The sequence below is a fragment of the Geminicoccus flavidas genome, from assembly GCF_009806515.1.
Classification (GTDB): Bacteria; Pseudomonadota; Alphaproteobacteria; order Geminicoccales; family Geminicoccaceae; genus Geminicoccus; species Geminicoccus flavidus.
This window is the reverse complement of the sequence record NZ_WUJP01000003.1, coordinates 1-15,494: the sequence shown is the minus strand read 5'-3', so window position 1 is coordinate 15,494 and position 15,494 is coordinate 1. Positions and strand designations below refer to the sequence as shown.

The 15,494-nt window shown below is 67.6% G+C and carries 13 protein-coding genes; 7 read left to right on the top strand and 6 right to left on the bottom strand.

Translation table 11 applies throughout. The annotated features are described in order from the left end of the window. The coding region (locus EQG76_RS00085) for a DNA gyrase subunit B (RefSeq protein WP_159709477.1) at positions 1-1,894 on the top strand (1,894 nt) is incomplete at its 5' end. 42 nt (positions 1,895-1,936) lie between these two features. On the opposite strand, the gene EQG76_RS00080 is transcribed toward EQG76_RS00085, so the two are convergent. Beyond that, the gene (locus EQG76_RS00080; protein ID WP_159709475.1) at positions 1,937-2,536 is read right to left on the bottom strand and encodes a DUF4136 domain-containing protein; all 600 of its coding nucleotides are present in this window, start codon (positions 2,534-2,536) and stop codon (positions 1,937-1,939) included. Positions 2,537-2,966: 430 nt separating this feature from the next. On the opposite strand from EQG76_RS00080, the gene EQG76_RS33020 reads away from it, so the two are divergent. From EQG76_RS33020 to EQG76_RS00050, 6 genes are all read left to right on the top strand, one after another. Next, positions 2,967-4,103, top strand: a complete 1,137-nt coding sequence (locus tag EQG76_RS33020; RefSeq protein ID WP_159709473.1) for a calcium-binding protein — start codon at positions 2,967-2,969, stop codon at positions 4,101-4,103. Between the two features lie 155 nt (positions 4,104-4,258). Further along, a complete protein-coding gene (locus tag EQG76_RS00070; protein ID WP_159709471.1) occupies positions 4,259-5,179 on the top strand; it encodes a calcium-binding protein in 921 nt (306 codons plus the stop codon). 301 nt (positions 5,180-5,480) lie between these two features. Continuing rightward, entirely contained in the window at positions 5,481-6,623 is a 1,143-nt protein-coding gene (locus EQG76_RS33015; RefSeq protein WP_159709469.1) for a calcium-binding protein, read from the top strand. Between the two features lie 237 nt (positions 6,624-6,860). Next, positions 6,861-8,000 (top strand): calcium-binding protein, encoded by a 1,140-nt coding sequence (locus tag EQG76_RS00060; protein WP_159709467.1) that lies wholly within the window; start codon positions 6,861-6,863, stop codon positions 7,998-8,000. A 315-nt stretch (positions 8,001-8,315) separates the two neighbouring features. After that, entirely contained in the window at positions 8,316-9,458 is a 1,143-nt protein-coding gene (locus EQG76_RS00055) for a calcium-binding protein (protein ID WP_159709465.1), read from the top strand. Positions 9,459-9,546: 88 nt separating this feature from the next. Beyond that, entirely contained in the window at positions 9,547-10,689 is a 1,143-nt protein-coding gene (locus EQG76_RS00050) for a calcium-binding protein (protein WP_159709463.1), read from the top strand. Positions 10,690-10,737: 48 nt separating this feature from the next. On the opposite strand, the gene EQG76_RS00045 is transcribed toward EQG76_RS00050, so the two are convergent. From EQG76_RS00045 to EQG76_RS00025, 5 genes are all read right to left on the bottom strand, one after another. After that, on the bottom strand, positions 10,738-11,232 hold the full coding sequence (locus EQG76_RS00045; protein ID WP_159709461.1) for a type II toxin-antitoxin system RatA family toxin: 495 nt from the start codon (positions 11,230-11,232) through the stop codon (positions 10,738-10,740). Next, the gene (gene lipA / locus EQG76_RS00040; protein WP_159709459.1) at positions 11,232-12,170 is read right to left on the bottom strand and encodes a lipoyl synthase; all 939 of its coding nucleotides are present in this window, start codon (positions 12,168-12,170) and stop codon (positions 11,232-11,234) included. Before lipA ends, EQG76_RS00045 begins: the two co-directional genes overlap by 1 nt. 56 nt (positions 12,171-12,226) lie before the next feature. Next, complete coding sequence (gene lpdA / locus EQG76_RS00035; RefSeq protein ID WP_159709457.1) at positions 12,227-13,627, bottom strand: dihydrolipoyl dehydrogenase; 1,401 nt, start codon at positions 13,625-13,627, stop codon at positions 12,227-12,229. Beyond that, complete coding sequence (locus EQG76_RS00030; RefSeq protein WP_159709455.1) at positions 13,627-14,196, bottom strand: mismatch-specific DNA-glycosylase; 570 nt, start codon at positions 14,194-14,196, stop codon at positions 13,627-13,629. The genes lpdA and EQG76_RS00030 overlap by 1 nt, the downstream gene beginning before the upstream one ends. A gap of 14 nt (positions 14,197-14,210) precedes the next feature. Beyond that, positions 14,211-15,494 (bottom strand): pyruvate dehydrogenase complex dihydrolipoamide acetyltransferase (locus EQG76_RS00025; RefSeq protein ID WP_159709453.1); only part of this gene is annotated, 1,284 nt, incomplete at its 5' end.

Sequence of the window (15,494 nt, the reverse complement as noted above, 5' to 3'; positions counted from 1 at the left end):
GCGCGGCACCAAGGTCACCTTCTATCCCTCGCCTTCCGTCTTCACCGGGGTGGAATTCTCGTTCGACCAGCTGGCGCACCGGCTGCGCGAGCTGGCCTTCCTGAACTCGGGCGTGCAGATCCTCCTGCGCGACCTGCGCGGCGAGGAGCCGCGCGAGGAACTGCTGTTCTACGAGGGCGGGCTCGCCGCGTTTGCCACCTGGCTCGACCGTTCGCGCACTCCGGTCTTCCAGCCGCCGATCACGGTGGGCGGCGAGCGCGACGGCATCGCCGTCGAGGTCGCCATGCAGTGGAACGACGGCTACCACGAGGTCTGCCTGTGCTTCACCAACAACATCCCGCAGCGTGACGGCGGCACTCACCTGCAGGGCTTCCGCCAGGCGCTGACCCGCGTGCTGAACAAGTACGCCGAGGACAGCGGCACGCTGAAGCGGGAGAAGGTCAACCTGTCCGGCGACGACATGCGCGAAGGCCTGACCGCGGTCCTGTCGGTGAAGGTGCCGGACCCGAAATTCTCGTCGCAGACCAAGGACAAGCTAATCTCGTCCGAGGTCACGCCGATCGTGCAGAACCTGGTGGGCGACGCGCTGTCCCGCTGGCTGGAGGAACATCCGGCCGAGGCCAAGCAGATCATGGGCAAGGTGGTCGAGGCCGCGACCGCGCGCGAGGCCGCACGCCGGGCCCGCGAGCTGACCCGGCGCAAAGGGGCGTTGGACATCGCCAACCTGCCGGGCAAGCTCGCCGACTGCCAGGAGCGCGATCCGGCCAAGTCCGAACTGTTCCTGGTCGAAGGCGACAGTGCGGGCGGCTCGGCCAAGCAGGGCCGCGACCGGCAGTTCCAGGCGATCCTGCCCCTACGCGGCAAGATCCTGAACGTCGAGCGGGCACGGGTGGACAAGATCCTGGGCAGTCAGGAGATCGGCACGCTGATCACCGCACTCGGCACCGGCATCCGCGACGATTTCGACATCGCCAAGCTGCGCTACCACCGCATCATCATCATGACGGACGCGGACGTGGACGGCTCGCATATCCGCACGCTGCTGCTGACCTTCTTCTACCGCCACCTGCCGGAGCTGATCGAGGCCGGGCACCTCTACATCGCCCAGCCGCCGCTCTACCGGATCAAGCGCGGCCGGGAGGAGCTCTACCTCAAGGACGACGCGGCGCTGGACGATTACCTGCTGGCCACTGTGCGCGGCGAGGTGGTGCTGACCGGCCGCGACGGTGCGCCGCTCGATGCGGAGGCCGCCGACCGGGCCTTCGAGCTGTCCCGCCAGGCCGCCCAGGCGATCCGGGGGCTGGCCCGGCGGCTGCCGCCCGAGCTGATCGAGGCCCTCGCCGTGACCCGGCTGGTCGGCGCCGAGGCCGATCCGGGGCTGGAGCAGGGCCAGGCACTGGCCCGTCATCTGGTGCAGGCCGGCAGCGGCCACTGGCAGGCGACCCAGGACGTGGACGATGTGCTGATCATGCACCGCACCCGCGGCGAGCGCCGCGAGCGCTGGCGCATCGAGCCGGTGGGCCTGCGCTCGCTGGAAGCGCGCAAGGTCGCGGCGATGGTGGAGGAGCTGGTCGGCCTGTGGGGTGGGCAGCCCGCCCTGGTCCAGGGCGAGACCACCATGCCGATCAGCGGCCCGCTGCAGCTCATGGAGCGGGTGGCCACGCTCGGCCGCAAGGGCATGCAGATCCAGCGTTACAAGGGGCTGGGCGAGATGAACCCGGAGCAGCTCTGGGAAACCACGCTTGACCCGGCCAAGCGCTCGATGGTGCAGGTGAAGGTCGACCATGCCGACGAGGCGGACGAGATCTTCACTACGCTGATGGGTGACGTGGTCGACCCGCGCCGCGACTTCATCCAGAGCAACGCGCTGCGCGTGGTCAACCTGGACGTCTGATCACCGCATTCCGGCCGCTTCCGGGCGGACGGTCCGGCCTCCTCAGGAGGCCGGCACCACCGCCGCGGCACTGCCGGCCCGGAACGGGTACCTGGCGAAGATGCTCTGCACCGCCTGGTCGATCTTGGCCTGACTGGGCGTGCCCTCGTTCGTGTCCACCTCGCCCACCGCCACCCCTTCCCACACCATCTGCCGACGCTCCCGGTCGATCAGGTCGATGTTGAGGGTGCCTTCGGTGTAGTTCACCACCTCGGTGCCGCCGGCATAGCCGATCCAGGGGTCGTAGAACCCGCCGCGGTAGCCGTAATAGTCATGAGGCCAGCGTCCCCAGGCGGCGGGGGCACGATAGACCCGCACCTTGTCCTCCAGCCGGGCCTGGAAATTGACCAGGAGATCCGGCTTCTCCTCCGTGTACTCGTAGCCGCGTGCGGCCATCTCCCGGGATACCGCTTCCTTCAGCCGCTGGGTCAGCAGGCTGGCATAGCCGGCGACATCCGTCCCGAGCTTCTCCGCGAAGCCGAAGCTGCGATAGGCGGCGAAGTCGGCACTCGTGTCATAGTCCGAGCGGATGGTCGGGCCGGTGGCGCAGCCGGCCACCACCAGGGCCAGGAGGACCGCGCGCACGACCGAGGGGACCGCCATCTTGCCTCCGGCTACTGCATTGCAGCCGGACGCTAGACCCGGCCCGGCCGGCCGGCAAGTATCGCAGCCGGCCGATCCAGGACGTCGGCAAATGTCCGGCCGGCTCTAGCGGTGACTCGGCCGTCGGAACCCTTCGCGGGTTCGGCATCGTCGCCATCCGCTGTATCCCTGCCAGGGCAACCGGCTGGTCGGGGCCCGGCCGGTCGGCCGGAAACCGCGTTGCGGCCGCGCGACGCACCAGGGTGCAGCAAATTCACTTCTTCGCCAGCTGTACGATCCGCACTAGGACTGTAGACGATTAACCAGTTAACGCTCGCCACCGGTCGGGGGTCACCTGCCGGGGTGGGTCCGAGGTCGCGCGGCAAGGGACTGGGTCGCGGGATCGGCCGCCCGGCAGGATCACCGGCTACCCGCCGAGAAGGATCGGTTCATGGCTTTGATCAACGGTACTCCTGGCGACGACAACCTGGTCGGCACTCCCGATTCTGACGAGATGCACGGCCTGGGCGGCAACGACACCATCGCAGGCCAGGGCGGCAACGACTTCCTGTTCGGCGAGGACGGCAACGACCAGCTATTCGGCGAAGCCGGCGACGACGTCATCTTCGGCGGGATCGGCAACGACGTGATGCGCGGCGGGGCCGGCGCGGACACGCTGGATGGCCAGGCCGGCAACGACAACCTGTTCGGCGACGCGGGCGACGACATCCTGCGCGGCAATGACGGGCTCGACCGGCTGCAGGGCAATGACGGCAACGACGTCCTGATCGGCGGCAACGGCGATGACCGCTTCTACGGCGGCAACGGCGCCGACACGATCGCCGGTGGCGACGGCAACGACTTCGCCCATGGCGACCGGGTGCAGCCGAACGTGACGCCAACCGTGGGGGCGGCCGATCGGATCTTCACCGGCAACGGCAACGACCAGATCTTCGGCGAGTTCGGCGACGACAGCCTGGACGGCGGTGCTGGCGACGACATCATCTGGGGCGGCAGCGTCGAGATCACGGTCAATACCGGCAACGACATCGGCACGGGTGGTGCCGGCAACGACACGATCCATGCCGGCGACGGCAACGACCGGTTCTTCGGTGCGCTGGGCGACGACATCCTGAACGGCGATGCCGGCGACGACCAGCTGTTCGGCGGCCTCGGCAACGACCAGGTCAATGGCGGTGCCGGCAACGACATCCTCGACGGCAAGGACGGCAACGACACGCTAAGCGGTGGCGACGGCGTCGACAAGCTGACCGGCGGGGTCGGCACCGACATCCTGGACGGCGGGGCCGGCAATGACGAGATCAACGGCCAGGCCGGCAATGACACGCTGACCGGCGGGGCTGGCGAGGACCTGTTCGTCATGCTGCGCACCCAGGGCGACAAGGACGTCATCACCGACTTCGAGGTAGGCACCGACACGATCTCGCTGCGCGGTGCGGGCAACACGGTCGAGAACGCGATTGCCAATGCCACGGTGGTGGCGGGCAACACCGTGCTCAACCTGGGCCTCAACCACACCGTCACCGTGAACGGCGTGACCGGTGTGGACGCTTCCTGGTTCGGCTGAACCGGACCACCACGACCAGCTCGTCCCGGCAGGTCCCTCCCCGGCCTGCCTTGATACGAACCCAACCGGCAGGCCCCTCCTGGGGCCTGCCGTCATGTTGAAACCAGTCGGCCGCCCGCATTGGCGGGCACAAGAACCAGACGAGGCAGCGCCCCATGGCCATCATCAACGGCACCCCAGGCAACGACAACCTGTACGGCGGCTCCGGCGACGACGTGATCCGCGGCTTCGCCGGGCTGGACCGGATCTTCGCGCGGCTCGGCAATGACGTGGTCATCGGCGAGGACGGCGACGACCGCATCTATGGCGGCGGCGGCTCGGACACGCTGTGGGGTGGGGCCGGCAACGACGTGATCTTCACCGACCGCGAAGAGGTTGGCGTCGTCCCGACCGAGGGGGCCGGCGACCGCGTCTATGCCGGCGACGGCAACGACCAGGTCTATGGCGAGTGGGGCGACGACTATATCGACGGCGGAGCCGGCAACGACATCCTCTGGGGCGGCAACGAGGGCAACGATATCATCACCGGCGGGGCCGGCGACGACGAGATCCATGGCGGCAACGGGGCCGACATCATCTACGGGGCGGCCGGCAATGACACGATCAGCGGCGACAGCGACAAGTGGACTCGTGACGGCGACGACCGGATCATGGGCGGTATCGGCGACGACACCATCGCCGGCTGGGAGGGCAACGACTGGCTGGAGGGCGGCTCCGGCGACGACCTGGTCGACGGCGGCGAGGGCAACGACCATCTGGTCGGCGGGAACGGCAACGACATCCTGACCGGCGGCGAGGGAGACGACCAGCTGAACGGGCAGTTCGGCGACGACGTCCTGACCGGCGGCAGTGGCACGGATACCTTCATCCTGCTGCGCAGCGCCGGCGACACCGACCGGATCACCGACTTCCAGGTTGGCGTCGACAAGCTCGACCTGCGCGGCGCGGGCAATACGCCGGAGGCAGCGATCGCCAGCGCGCAGGTGTCCGGCGTCAACACCATCCTCCATCTGGGCCTGGACCATACCGTGACCCTGACCGGCGTCACCGGCATCAACACCAGCTGGTTCGGGTGACGCAGCCTCGCTGTCCCTGGTCATTTCACGGCCAGCCACGCGCTGGCAGCGCATATGGCTGCACCTGCGGCAGCCGGGGGACGACCTCCCGGCTGCCGCCGGCCTGCCGGGTCGTTGCGGCGACTGCGCCACACCGATCCGCTGCGGCAACATCAGCCGGCCATAGCCCCATCTCGGGGTCGAATCCGGGCGCAGTCTTCGCTAGCTTGCACCTGAACACCACCGGGTAGAACACAAGCCGCTTGTGCAAACCCGGTTGTGTGAAAACAATCGCCTCACAGACGAAAGCGGGTTGCAGTCCATGGCGCTCATCAATGGCACGTCGGGCAATGACAACCTTGCCGGCACCAACCAAGCGGACGAGATCCATGGCTTGGCCGGCGACGACGGCATCGCCGGCGGCGGGGGTGACGATCTTCTGTTTGGCGAGGAAGGTGACGACTTCATCAGCGGCAGCACGGGCAACGACACCATCCTTGGCGGCCCGGGCCGGGACACGCTGTTCGGCAATGGAGGCCTTAACCTTCTTGATGGCCAGGAAGGCAACGACGTTCTCTACAGCTACGCAAGCGGCGACATCCTGCGCGGCGGCGACGGCGACGACCGCCTGTTCGGGCAGGATGGCAACGACATCCTGATCGGCGGCGCCGGCGAGGACCGGTTTCTCGGCGGGGCCGGCAACGACATCGCGGCCGGTGGCGAAGGCAATGACGAGATCCGCGGCGATCGCGTCAGCGCGGAGTTCGACGTCATTCCGTCGAGCGGCGGGGACGACCGCCTGACGGGCGGTGCGGGCGACGACATCATCTTCGGCGAATGGGGCAGCGACCGGATCGACGGCGGCACGGGCAACGACGAGCTGTGGGGTGGCTTCACCGGCCAGGACGTCGTGACCGGCGGTGCCGGCGACGATCACATCACCGGCGGGTCGGACGACGACACGCTGTTTGGTGCCCTCGGCAATGATCTAATCTACGGCGACAACGACCCGGACCGGCCGGACGGCGCGGACCGCCTGTTCGGCGGCATGGGGGACGACGAGGTCCATGGCGGCGGCCAGAACGACGTGCTGGACGGCAAGGCCGGGGTCGACCGGCTGTTCGGCGACGCGGGCGACGACAGCATCACCGGCGGGGATGACGGCGACATCCTGGACGGTGGCAGCGGCAGCGACGAGATCAATGGCCAGTCCGGCAACGACACGCTGACCGGTGGTGCCGGCGCCGACAACTTCGTAATCCTGCGCACCCAGGGCGATCAGGACATCATCACCGACTTCGAGGCGGACACCGACACCATCTCGCTGCGCGGAGCGGGCAACAGCGTCGAGAACGCCATCGCCGGCGCGCAGACGGTCGGGAGTGACACGGTCCTGAATCTCGGGCTGAACCATACTGTGACACTGACCGGGATCACCGGCGTGGACGCGTCCTGGTTCGGTTGAGGCATGGAACTTCGTGTGGCTGGCCTCCTGCACCGCCATCCGCCACGGCCGGAACTGACGCCCTTGCGCCCGCAAGAGTTTCATGTTCCGCCGCAGCGACGGCCGGCCGGCTGCGGTCGGCCAAGTGCGGTTCCCATGCTAGCTGGTGACGGCCGCACCGGCCGCGACATTGTTTGCTCTTTGTGAATCGATTCGAACGGCATCCGACGCGCACGCGTCTTCACGAGGAAACGTCACATGGCTCTCATCAACGGTACTCCCGCGGACGACAATCTGGTCGGCACGCCTGATTCTGACGAAATGCACGGACGTGCCGGCAACGACGCGCTCTCCGGACAGGGCGGCAACGACTTCCTGTTCGGCGAGGACGGCAACGACCGGCTGAACGGCGATGTCGGCGACGATGTCGTCTTCGGTGGCATCGGCGATGACATCGCGTTCGGTGCCGGCGGCAACGACACCCTCGACGGTCAGGCTGGCAACGACGACCTGTTCGGCAATAATGGCAATGACATCATTCGCGGCAATGACGGGCTCGACCGGCTCTACGGGCACGACGGCAACGACGTCCTGATCGGCGGCAACGGCAATGACCGCGCCTATGGCGGCAACGGGTCCGACACTATCGCTGGCGGCGACGGCGATGACCTGGCCTGGGGCGACCGGTCAAACGTGAACGTCGAGGCCACGGTGGGCGCGGCCGACCGGATCTTCACCGGCAACGGCAACGACCAGATCTCTGGCGAGTTCGGCGACGACAGCCTCGACGGCGGCGCCGGCGACGACCTCATCTGGGGCGGCAGCCCGACCAACTCGGTCAACACCGGCAACGACATCGGGACCGGCGGTGCGGGCAACGACATCATCCGCGCCGGCGATGGCGACGACCGGTTCTTCGGCGCGGTCGGCGACGACCAGCTGTTCGGCGAGGCCGGCAATGACGGCCTGTTCGGCGGCCTGGGCAACGACACGGTCGATGGTGGGGCCGGCAACGACGAGCTGGACGGCAAGGACGGCAACGACACGCTGATCGGTGGCGACGGCGACGACCGGATGACCGGCGGGATCGGCCTGGACATCCTGGACGGCGGGGCCGGTGCTGACCAGCTCAACGGCCAAGCCGGCAACGACACGCTGACCGGCGGAGCCGGCGCCGACGCCTTTATCATGCTGCGGGTCCAGGACGACCAGGACACCATCACCGACTTCGAGGTCGGCACCGACACGATCTCGCTGCGCGGCAACGGTAACACCGTCGAGAACGCGATCGCCAATGCCAGCGTCGTCGAGGGCAACACCGTGATCAATCTTGGCCTTAACCACACCCTCACCCTCACCGGCATCACCACCCCGGTGACCGCCGACTGGTTCGGCTGAGCCCGGCTCGACACTTCGGTTTTGTGAGAATTGGCCCCGGCTGCACCCGTTGCAGCCGGGGCCGCTTCGTTTTCAGGGCTGCCGTGGCGCGGCCGGGTCGTCTTGCGGCCTCGTCTTGCCCTACGAGACCGGCCTCGGCCGCCTCGGACAGCAGGTCACGAATGCGTCAGGGCTGACAATTCTCTGGCCTATCCTTCCTGCCAAGGTCGACAGGTTCATGGACGATTGGTAATCCATGAAGTGCTCCACCGATCTCGTTCAGGAAACAGTGGAGCTGAAGCACTTGTAGATACATAAAACGACAAGGAGCGCCTCGTGGCTTTGATCAACGGCACCCCCGGCAACGACGAGATCCTCGGCACCCCGGAGAATGACGAGATTCATGGCCGGGGTGGTAACGACGTCATCTATGGCCAGCTCGGCGACGACTTTCTGTTCGGCGAAGATGGCGATGATATCCTTGATGGCCGCGAAGGCGCCGATGTCCTGTTCGGCGGCGTGGGCAACGATACGCTCTATGGCGGCAGCGGCTCCTATGCCGATGTCCTGGAAGGCCAGGCCGGCAACGACGTGCTCTATGGCGGCAGCGGTGACGACATCCTGCGTGGCGGCGACGGTCTCGACCGGATGTTCGGCGAGAACGGCAACGACATCCTGATCGGCGGCAATGGCGACGACCGCCTCTATGGCGGGCTCGGCGAGGACACTATCTCGGCCGGTGCCGGCAACGACTTCATCCATGGCGACCGGCACCGGCCGGACGTGATCTTCAACACCGGCGGCGCGGACCTGATCTATGGCGGCGACGGCGACGACCAGATCTTCGCCGAGTATGGCGACGACGTCGTCGACGGCGGCGCGGGCAACGACCTGATCTATGGTGGCGACGCGCTCGGCATGACCGACAGCGGCAACGACCGGATCACCGGCGGGGCGGGCGACGACATCGTCCATGGCGGCGACGGCAACGACACGCTGTTCGGCGCGCTCGGCGACGACAAGCTGTTCGGCGAGGACGGCGATGACGGGCTGTTCGGCGGTCTGGGCGACGACGTGCTGGACGGTGGGGCCGGCAATGACATCCTGGACGGCAAGGCCGGCAAGGACGTGATCGACGGCGGGGCCGGCGACGACTTCATCACCGGCGGCGACGGCGACGATGTCATCGACGGCGGCGACGGGGACGACATCATCAATGGCCAGTTCGGCAACGACACTATGACCGGCGGTGCCGGCGCCGACACCTTCATCATCCTGCGCAGCGCCGGCGACCAGGACACGATCACCGACTTCGAGGTGGGCACCGACAGGATCGAGTTGCGCGGCGGCGGGAACACGGTGGAGAACGCCCTGGCCGGCGCCACCGTGGTCGACGGCAGCACCATGCTCCATCTCGGGCTGAACCACACCGTGACGCTCACCGGCGTGACCGGGATTGATGCCTCCTGGTTCGGCTGACCCTTCGGCTCGCACCGGTCAGCTCGCGATGCCCGTCGCGGCCGGGCCGACGACATACTCCCTTCCTTTTCAGTCAAGGAATGCTGCGATGGCAGTCATCAACGGAACGCCAGGCAACGACGTCTTGAACGGCACCAGTCAGCCGGACATCATCCATGGCCTCGCGGGCGACGACAGCATTAACGGCCATGACGGCGATGACCTGCTGTTCGGCGACGAAGGCAACGACATCCTGAACGGCCGCGACGGCGATGATCGACTGTATGGCGGCGCGGGCAGCGATACCTTGCACGGCGCCAGTGGCAACGACATCCTCTACGGGGAGGCGGGCAACGACACGCTGTACGGCTTCACTGGCGACGATACGCTGTTCGGCGGCGATGGCGCCGATCGCCTGTTCGGCGCGGACGGCAACGACATCCTCTCCGGCGGCGCCGGCAACGACCGGATCCTCGGCGGCAAGGGCGATGACATCATCTATGGCGGCGAGGGTGACGACGTCATCCGCGGTGACCGGGAGACGGTCGAGTGGGACGTGGCCCCAACCGAAGGCGGTGCTGACCGCCTCTATGGCGGCGACGGCGACGACCTGATCTATGGCGAGTGGGGCGACGACTATATTGACGGCGGCACCGGCAATGACGAGCTCTGGGGTGGCTTCACCGGCAAGGACGTGATCACCGGCGGTGCCGGCGACGACACGATCTATGGCGGCTCGGACGACGACATCCTCTATGGTGCCGCAGGCAACGACGTCATCTATGGCGACAACGACCCGAACCGGCCGGACGGCGCGGACCGGATCTTCGGCGGGCTGGGCGACGACACGATCTATGCCGGCGGCAAGGACGACCTGGTCGACGGTGGGGCCGGCAACGACGTCATCGACGGCGGCAGCGGCAACGATTTCATCACCGGCGGGGCCGGCGACGACGTCATCGACGGCGGCACTGGCGACGACATCATCAACGGCCAGTTCGGCAACGACATCATGACCGGCGGTGCCGGTGCGGACACCTTCATCATCCTGCGGGCTGCCGACGACCAGGACACGATCACCGACTTCCAGGCCGGCACTGACAAGATCGAGCTGCGCGGCTACGGCAACACGGTGGAGAACGCGCTGGCGAATGCCACCGGGCTGGATGGCAACACCGTGCTCAACCTCGGCCTGAACCACACCGTGACGCTCACCGGTGTGACCGGCGTGGACGCTTCCTGGTTCGGCTGACCCGGGGCCCGGGCCGGCTGCGGCTCCTGCCGCGGCCGCCCCTGCACCTCACCCGCGGGGCAGAAGCCCGATCTCGCTGGCATCGGTGATCGGGCGCGACGGCCCACGGTCACCGTGCAGCTTGCGGGCCCGGCCCTCGAAGGCGGCGACCATCCGGCGCACCGCCTCGTCGAACAGCAGGCCGATGAGCTGCTGCAGCACCCGGGACTTGAACTCGAACTCCACATGGAAGTCGAGGATGCAGCCTCCCTCGGGACCGTCCAGGAACTTCCAGTGGTTGTTCATGTACTTGAACGGGCCGTTCACGTACTCGACGTGGATGGTCCGCTCCATCCGGTCGAGCGTGACCTTCGAAGTGAACTTCTCCCGCCAGACCTTGAAGCTGATCACCAGGTCCGCGAGGAACATATCGTCCTGCCGCTCGGTGATCCGCGCCGCGGAGCACCAGGGCAGGAACTCCGGGTAGCGGTCCACCGCCGCGACGATCTCGTAGAGCTGGTTGGGGGTGTAGGGCAGGTAGCGGCGTTCGGAATGGGTCGGCATCACTCGGCTGCTTCGAAGCGGAGCCCCTGACGGGCGAGCTGCGCGTCGCGCGCTTCCTTCAGCCGGGCGAAGTCGTCGCCGGCATGGTGCGAGGACCGGGTCAGCGGCGAGCTCGACACCATCAGGAAGCCCTTGGCACGCGCCATTCTGGAATGCGCTTCGAACTCCGCAGGTTCCACGAACCGGATCACCGGATGGTGCCGGCGGGTCGGCTGCAGGTACTGGCCGATCGTGATGAAGTCGACCTCGGCCGAGCGCATGTCGTCCATCACCTGATGGATCTCGCGCTTCTCCTCGCCCAGCCCCAGCATCACGCCCGACTTGGTAAAGATCGAGGGGTCGAGCTCCTTGACCTTCTGCAAGAGGCGCAGCGAGTGGAAGTAGCGGGCACCCGGCCGCACCGTCCGGTAGAGGCGCGGCACCGTCTCGAGATTGTGGTTGTAGACATCGGGCCTGGCCGCCACGACCTTCTCTATCGCCCCGGGCTTGCGCAGGAAATCCGGGGTAAGGATCTCGACCGTGGTCTCCGGCGAGCGCTCGCGGATCGCCTCGATCACCCGGACGAACTGGAACGCACCGCCGTCGGGCAGGTCGTCTCGGTCCACGGAAGTGATCACCACGTGCTTGAGGCCCATCGCCTCCACCGCCTCGGCGACATGGCGCGGCTCGTGCGGGTCGACCGCCACCGGCATGCCGGTCTTGACGTTGCAGAACGCGCAGGCCCGGGTGCAGGTGTCGCCCAGGATCATGAAGGTCGCGTGCTTCTGCTGCCAGCACTCGCCCATGTTCGGGCAGGCGGCTTCCTCGCACACGGTGTGCAGCTTCTTGGCCCGCATCAGCTTCCGGACCTCGTGATAGGTCTCCGACGTCGGCGCCTTGACGCGAATCCAGGCGGGCTTGCGCTGGAACTGCGGCGGCGTGATCGTGACCGTGGCCATCAGCTACCCTTCAACCAAACGGGTCCGCCCCGGACCGGACGGGGCGGACGTGCACCTCAGAAGTGGATGGCCCGACCATAGGCCGCAAGCGTCGACTCGTGCATCATTTCCGAGAGGGTGGGATGCGGGAAGATCGTTGCCATGAGGTCTTCCTCGGTGGCCTCCATCTGCCGCGCGATCACGAAGCCCTGGATCAGCTCGGTGACTTCCGCGCCGATCAGGTGCGCGCCCAGGAACTCACCGGTCTTCGCGTCGAACACGGTCTTGACCAGCCCGTCCGGCTCGCCGAGCGCGATCGCCTTGCCGTTACCGATGAACGGGAACCGGCCGACCTTGACCTCGTAGCCGGCCTTCTTGGCGGCCTCCTCGGTATAGCCGACGCTTGCCACCTGCGGGGTGCAGTAGGTGCAGCCCGGGATCTTGGTCAGGTCGAGCGGGTGCGGGTGGCCCTTGCCCGCGATCTTCTCGACGCACATGACGCCCTCGTGGCTGGCCTTGTGCGCGAGCCAGGGTGCCCCCACCAGGTCGCCGATCGCATAGACCCCAGGCTCGCCGGTCCGGCACCACTCGTCGACCACCACATGGGAGCGCTCGACTTTGATCTTGGTGCCTTCCAGGCCGATGTGCTCGGTGTTGCCGACGATGCCGACCGCGGAGATCACCCGCTCGACCTCGACCTGCTCGGTCTTGCCGCCCGGCATCTCCAGCGTGGCGACCACCGAATCGGCTTTCTTGTCGAGCTTGGCGACTTTGGTGCCGACCCGGATCTTCATGCCGCGCTTCTCGAACTGCTTTTGCGCGAGTGCCGAGATCTCGGCATCCTCCACCGGCAGCACCCGCTCCAGCACCTCGACCACGGTGACCTCGGCGCCCATCGAGCGGTAGAACGAGGCGAATTCGATGCCGATCGCACCGCTGCCCACTACCAGCACCGACTTCGGCATGGCAGGCGGGACCATCGCCTCCTTGTAGGTCCAGACCAGCTTGCCGTCCGGCTCCAGGCCGGGCAGCACCCGTGCGCGGGCACCCGTCGCCAGGATGATGTGCGGCGCGGATAGCGTCTCCTCGCCGCCCTTGGTCGTGACCTTCAGCGTGTTCTTGCCCGCGAGCGCGCCCGCACCGTCGAACACCGTCACCTTGTTCTTCTTGAGCAGGTGCTTGACGCCGCCGGAAAGCTGCGCTGCCACGCCGCGGCTGCGCTTGACCACCGCCGCGGCATCGAAGCCCCGGTCCTTGACGCTCAGGCCGAACGCTTCAGGGTGACCCATATGGTCGTAGACCTCTGCCGAGCGCAGCAGCGCCTTGGTCGGGATGCAGCCCCAGTTGAGGCAGATCCCGCCCAGATGCTCGCGCTCCACCAGCGCGGTCTTCATGCCGAGCTGCGCTGCCCGGATCGCCGCCACGTAGCCACCCGGCCCACCGCCGACGACCACCAGATCGAAACTGTGGTTGGCCATTAGCTAATCCCACTCAGAGAAGCCGTGTGTGACGGCAGGTCACGCAGCACCTGATCGGCCAGGTCCGTCCATGGCTGAACGTCCCAGAAGCCAGACGCCGCACCCGACGTGGACGGCAGGATGAACAATTCTTCGGCGGTACCATGCGGATCGGCCACCGGCCCGTAGCATAAGGCAGCGGTCGGCTTCCCCAGCCAGTGGCTGGCCGCCCGCTTGCCATTGAACGCGATGCGCCTTGGCCGGATCCGTGCCAGCTTGGCGCGCAGCAGGGCGACGTCGCTGGGTACCACCTCGATCTCGACGTCGCTGCCGGACTGGCGCTTCTGCACGTCGGTCAGGCCCATGCCATGGCGGAGGATCTCCCGCTCCCGGTCCGGGGTGAGCCGTTCCGGGGTGAGGCCGACCGCGGCCAGGGTCGGCCAGAACTTGTTGCCGGGCCCGGCATAGTGGCGGCGCCGCAGTGCCGACACCCGCCCGCTCGCCATGCCGACGAACACCACGCGCAGGCCCAGGCCCAGCACGTCGTCGAGGACATCTTCCCCCAGAGGGACCGTGGCTTGGCTGGGCATGGCCCGGACAGCCCTCACAGCAGCAGCGAGAGCGGGTCCTCCACCGTCCTCTTGAACACCTGCAGGAACTCGGCACCCAGCGCGCCGTCCACCACTCGGTGGTCGGTGGAGAGCGTGACGCTCATCACGGTGGCGATCGCGAGCGCGTCGTTCTTCACCACCGGGCGCTTCTCGCCGGCGCCGACCGCCAGGATGCAGGCCTGCGGCGGGTTGATCACCGCGGCGAAGTCCTTCACGCCATACATGCCGAGATTGCTGATCGAGAAGCCGCCGCCCTGGAACTCCTCGGGCTTGAGCTTGCCGTCCTTGGCACGCTTGGCGAGGTCCTTCATTTCCGCGGAGATGGTGGACAGGCCCTTCTGGTCGGCCTTGCGGATGATCGGCGTGATCAGGCCGCCCTCGATCGCGACCGCCACCGAGATGTCGATGTCGTCGAACTGGTAAACCTTGTCCCCACCCCAGGCGGCATTCACACCCGGGATCTTCTTCATGCCCTGGGCGACCGCCTTGATGACGAAGTCGTTCACCGAGAGCTTGTAGTCGACTTTGGGCCGCCCGTTCAGCTCCTCGCGGAGCTTGAGCAGGGCATCCAGTTCGACATCCACCGTCAGGTAGAAATGCGGGATGGTCGCCTTGGCCTCGGTCAGGCGGCGCGCGATCACCTTGCGCATGTTGTTGAGCTGGATGACCTGGTGCGGCGCCGTCGGGGCCGGGATCGCGGCCGGTGCCGCCGCCGGAGCCGGGGCTGCTGCTGCCGGTGCTGCCGCCTCGGCTGGCTTGGCCGCAGCCTTGGGGGCACCCGCCGCCTTCTCGATGTCGGCCTTCACGATCCGTCCGCGCGGGCCGCTGCCGGTGACCGTGCTGAGGTCGATCCCGGCAAGTGCGGCCATCCGCTTGGCCAGCGGCGAGGCGAACACCCGGTCGCCGTCCGCCTTGGCGGGCTGGGCGGTCGCGGCGCCGGTGTTGGACCCGGCACCCGGTGCGCCCGCGACCCCGGCGGGCTTGGCATCGCCGCCCGGTGCCGGGCCCGCGGCCTTCATCCGCTCGGCCTCGACCGGGCCCTCGGCGGCCGCGCGCGGCGCCTCGGGTGCGGGCTGGCCAGGGGCGGTGGCGGCGGCACCCTCGGCGGCGGACGCGTCCTCGCCTTCCTCCAGCAGCACGGCGATCGGTGTGTTCACCGCGACCCCCTGCGTGCCTTCCGGCACCAGGATCTTGCCGATGATGCCCTCGTCGACCGCCTCGAACTCCATCGTCGCCTTGTCGGTCTCGATCTCGCACATGACGTCGCCGGACTTGAC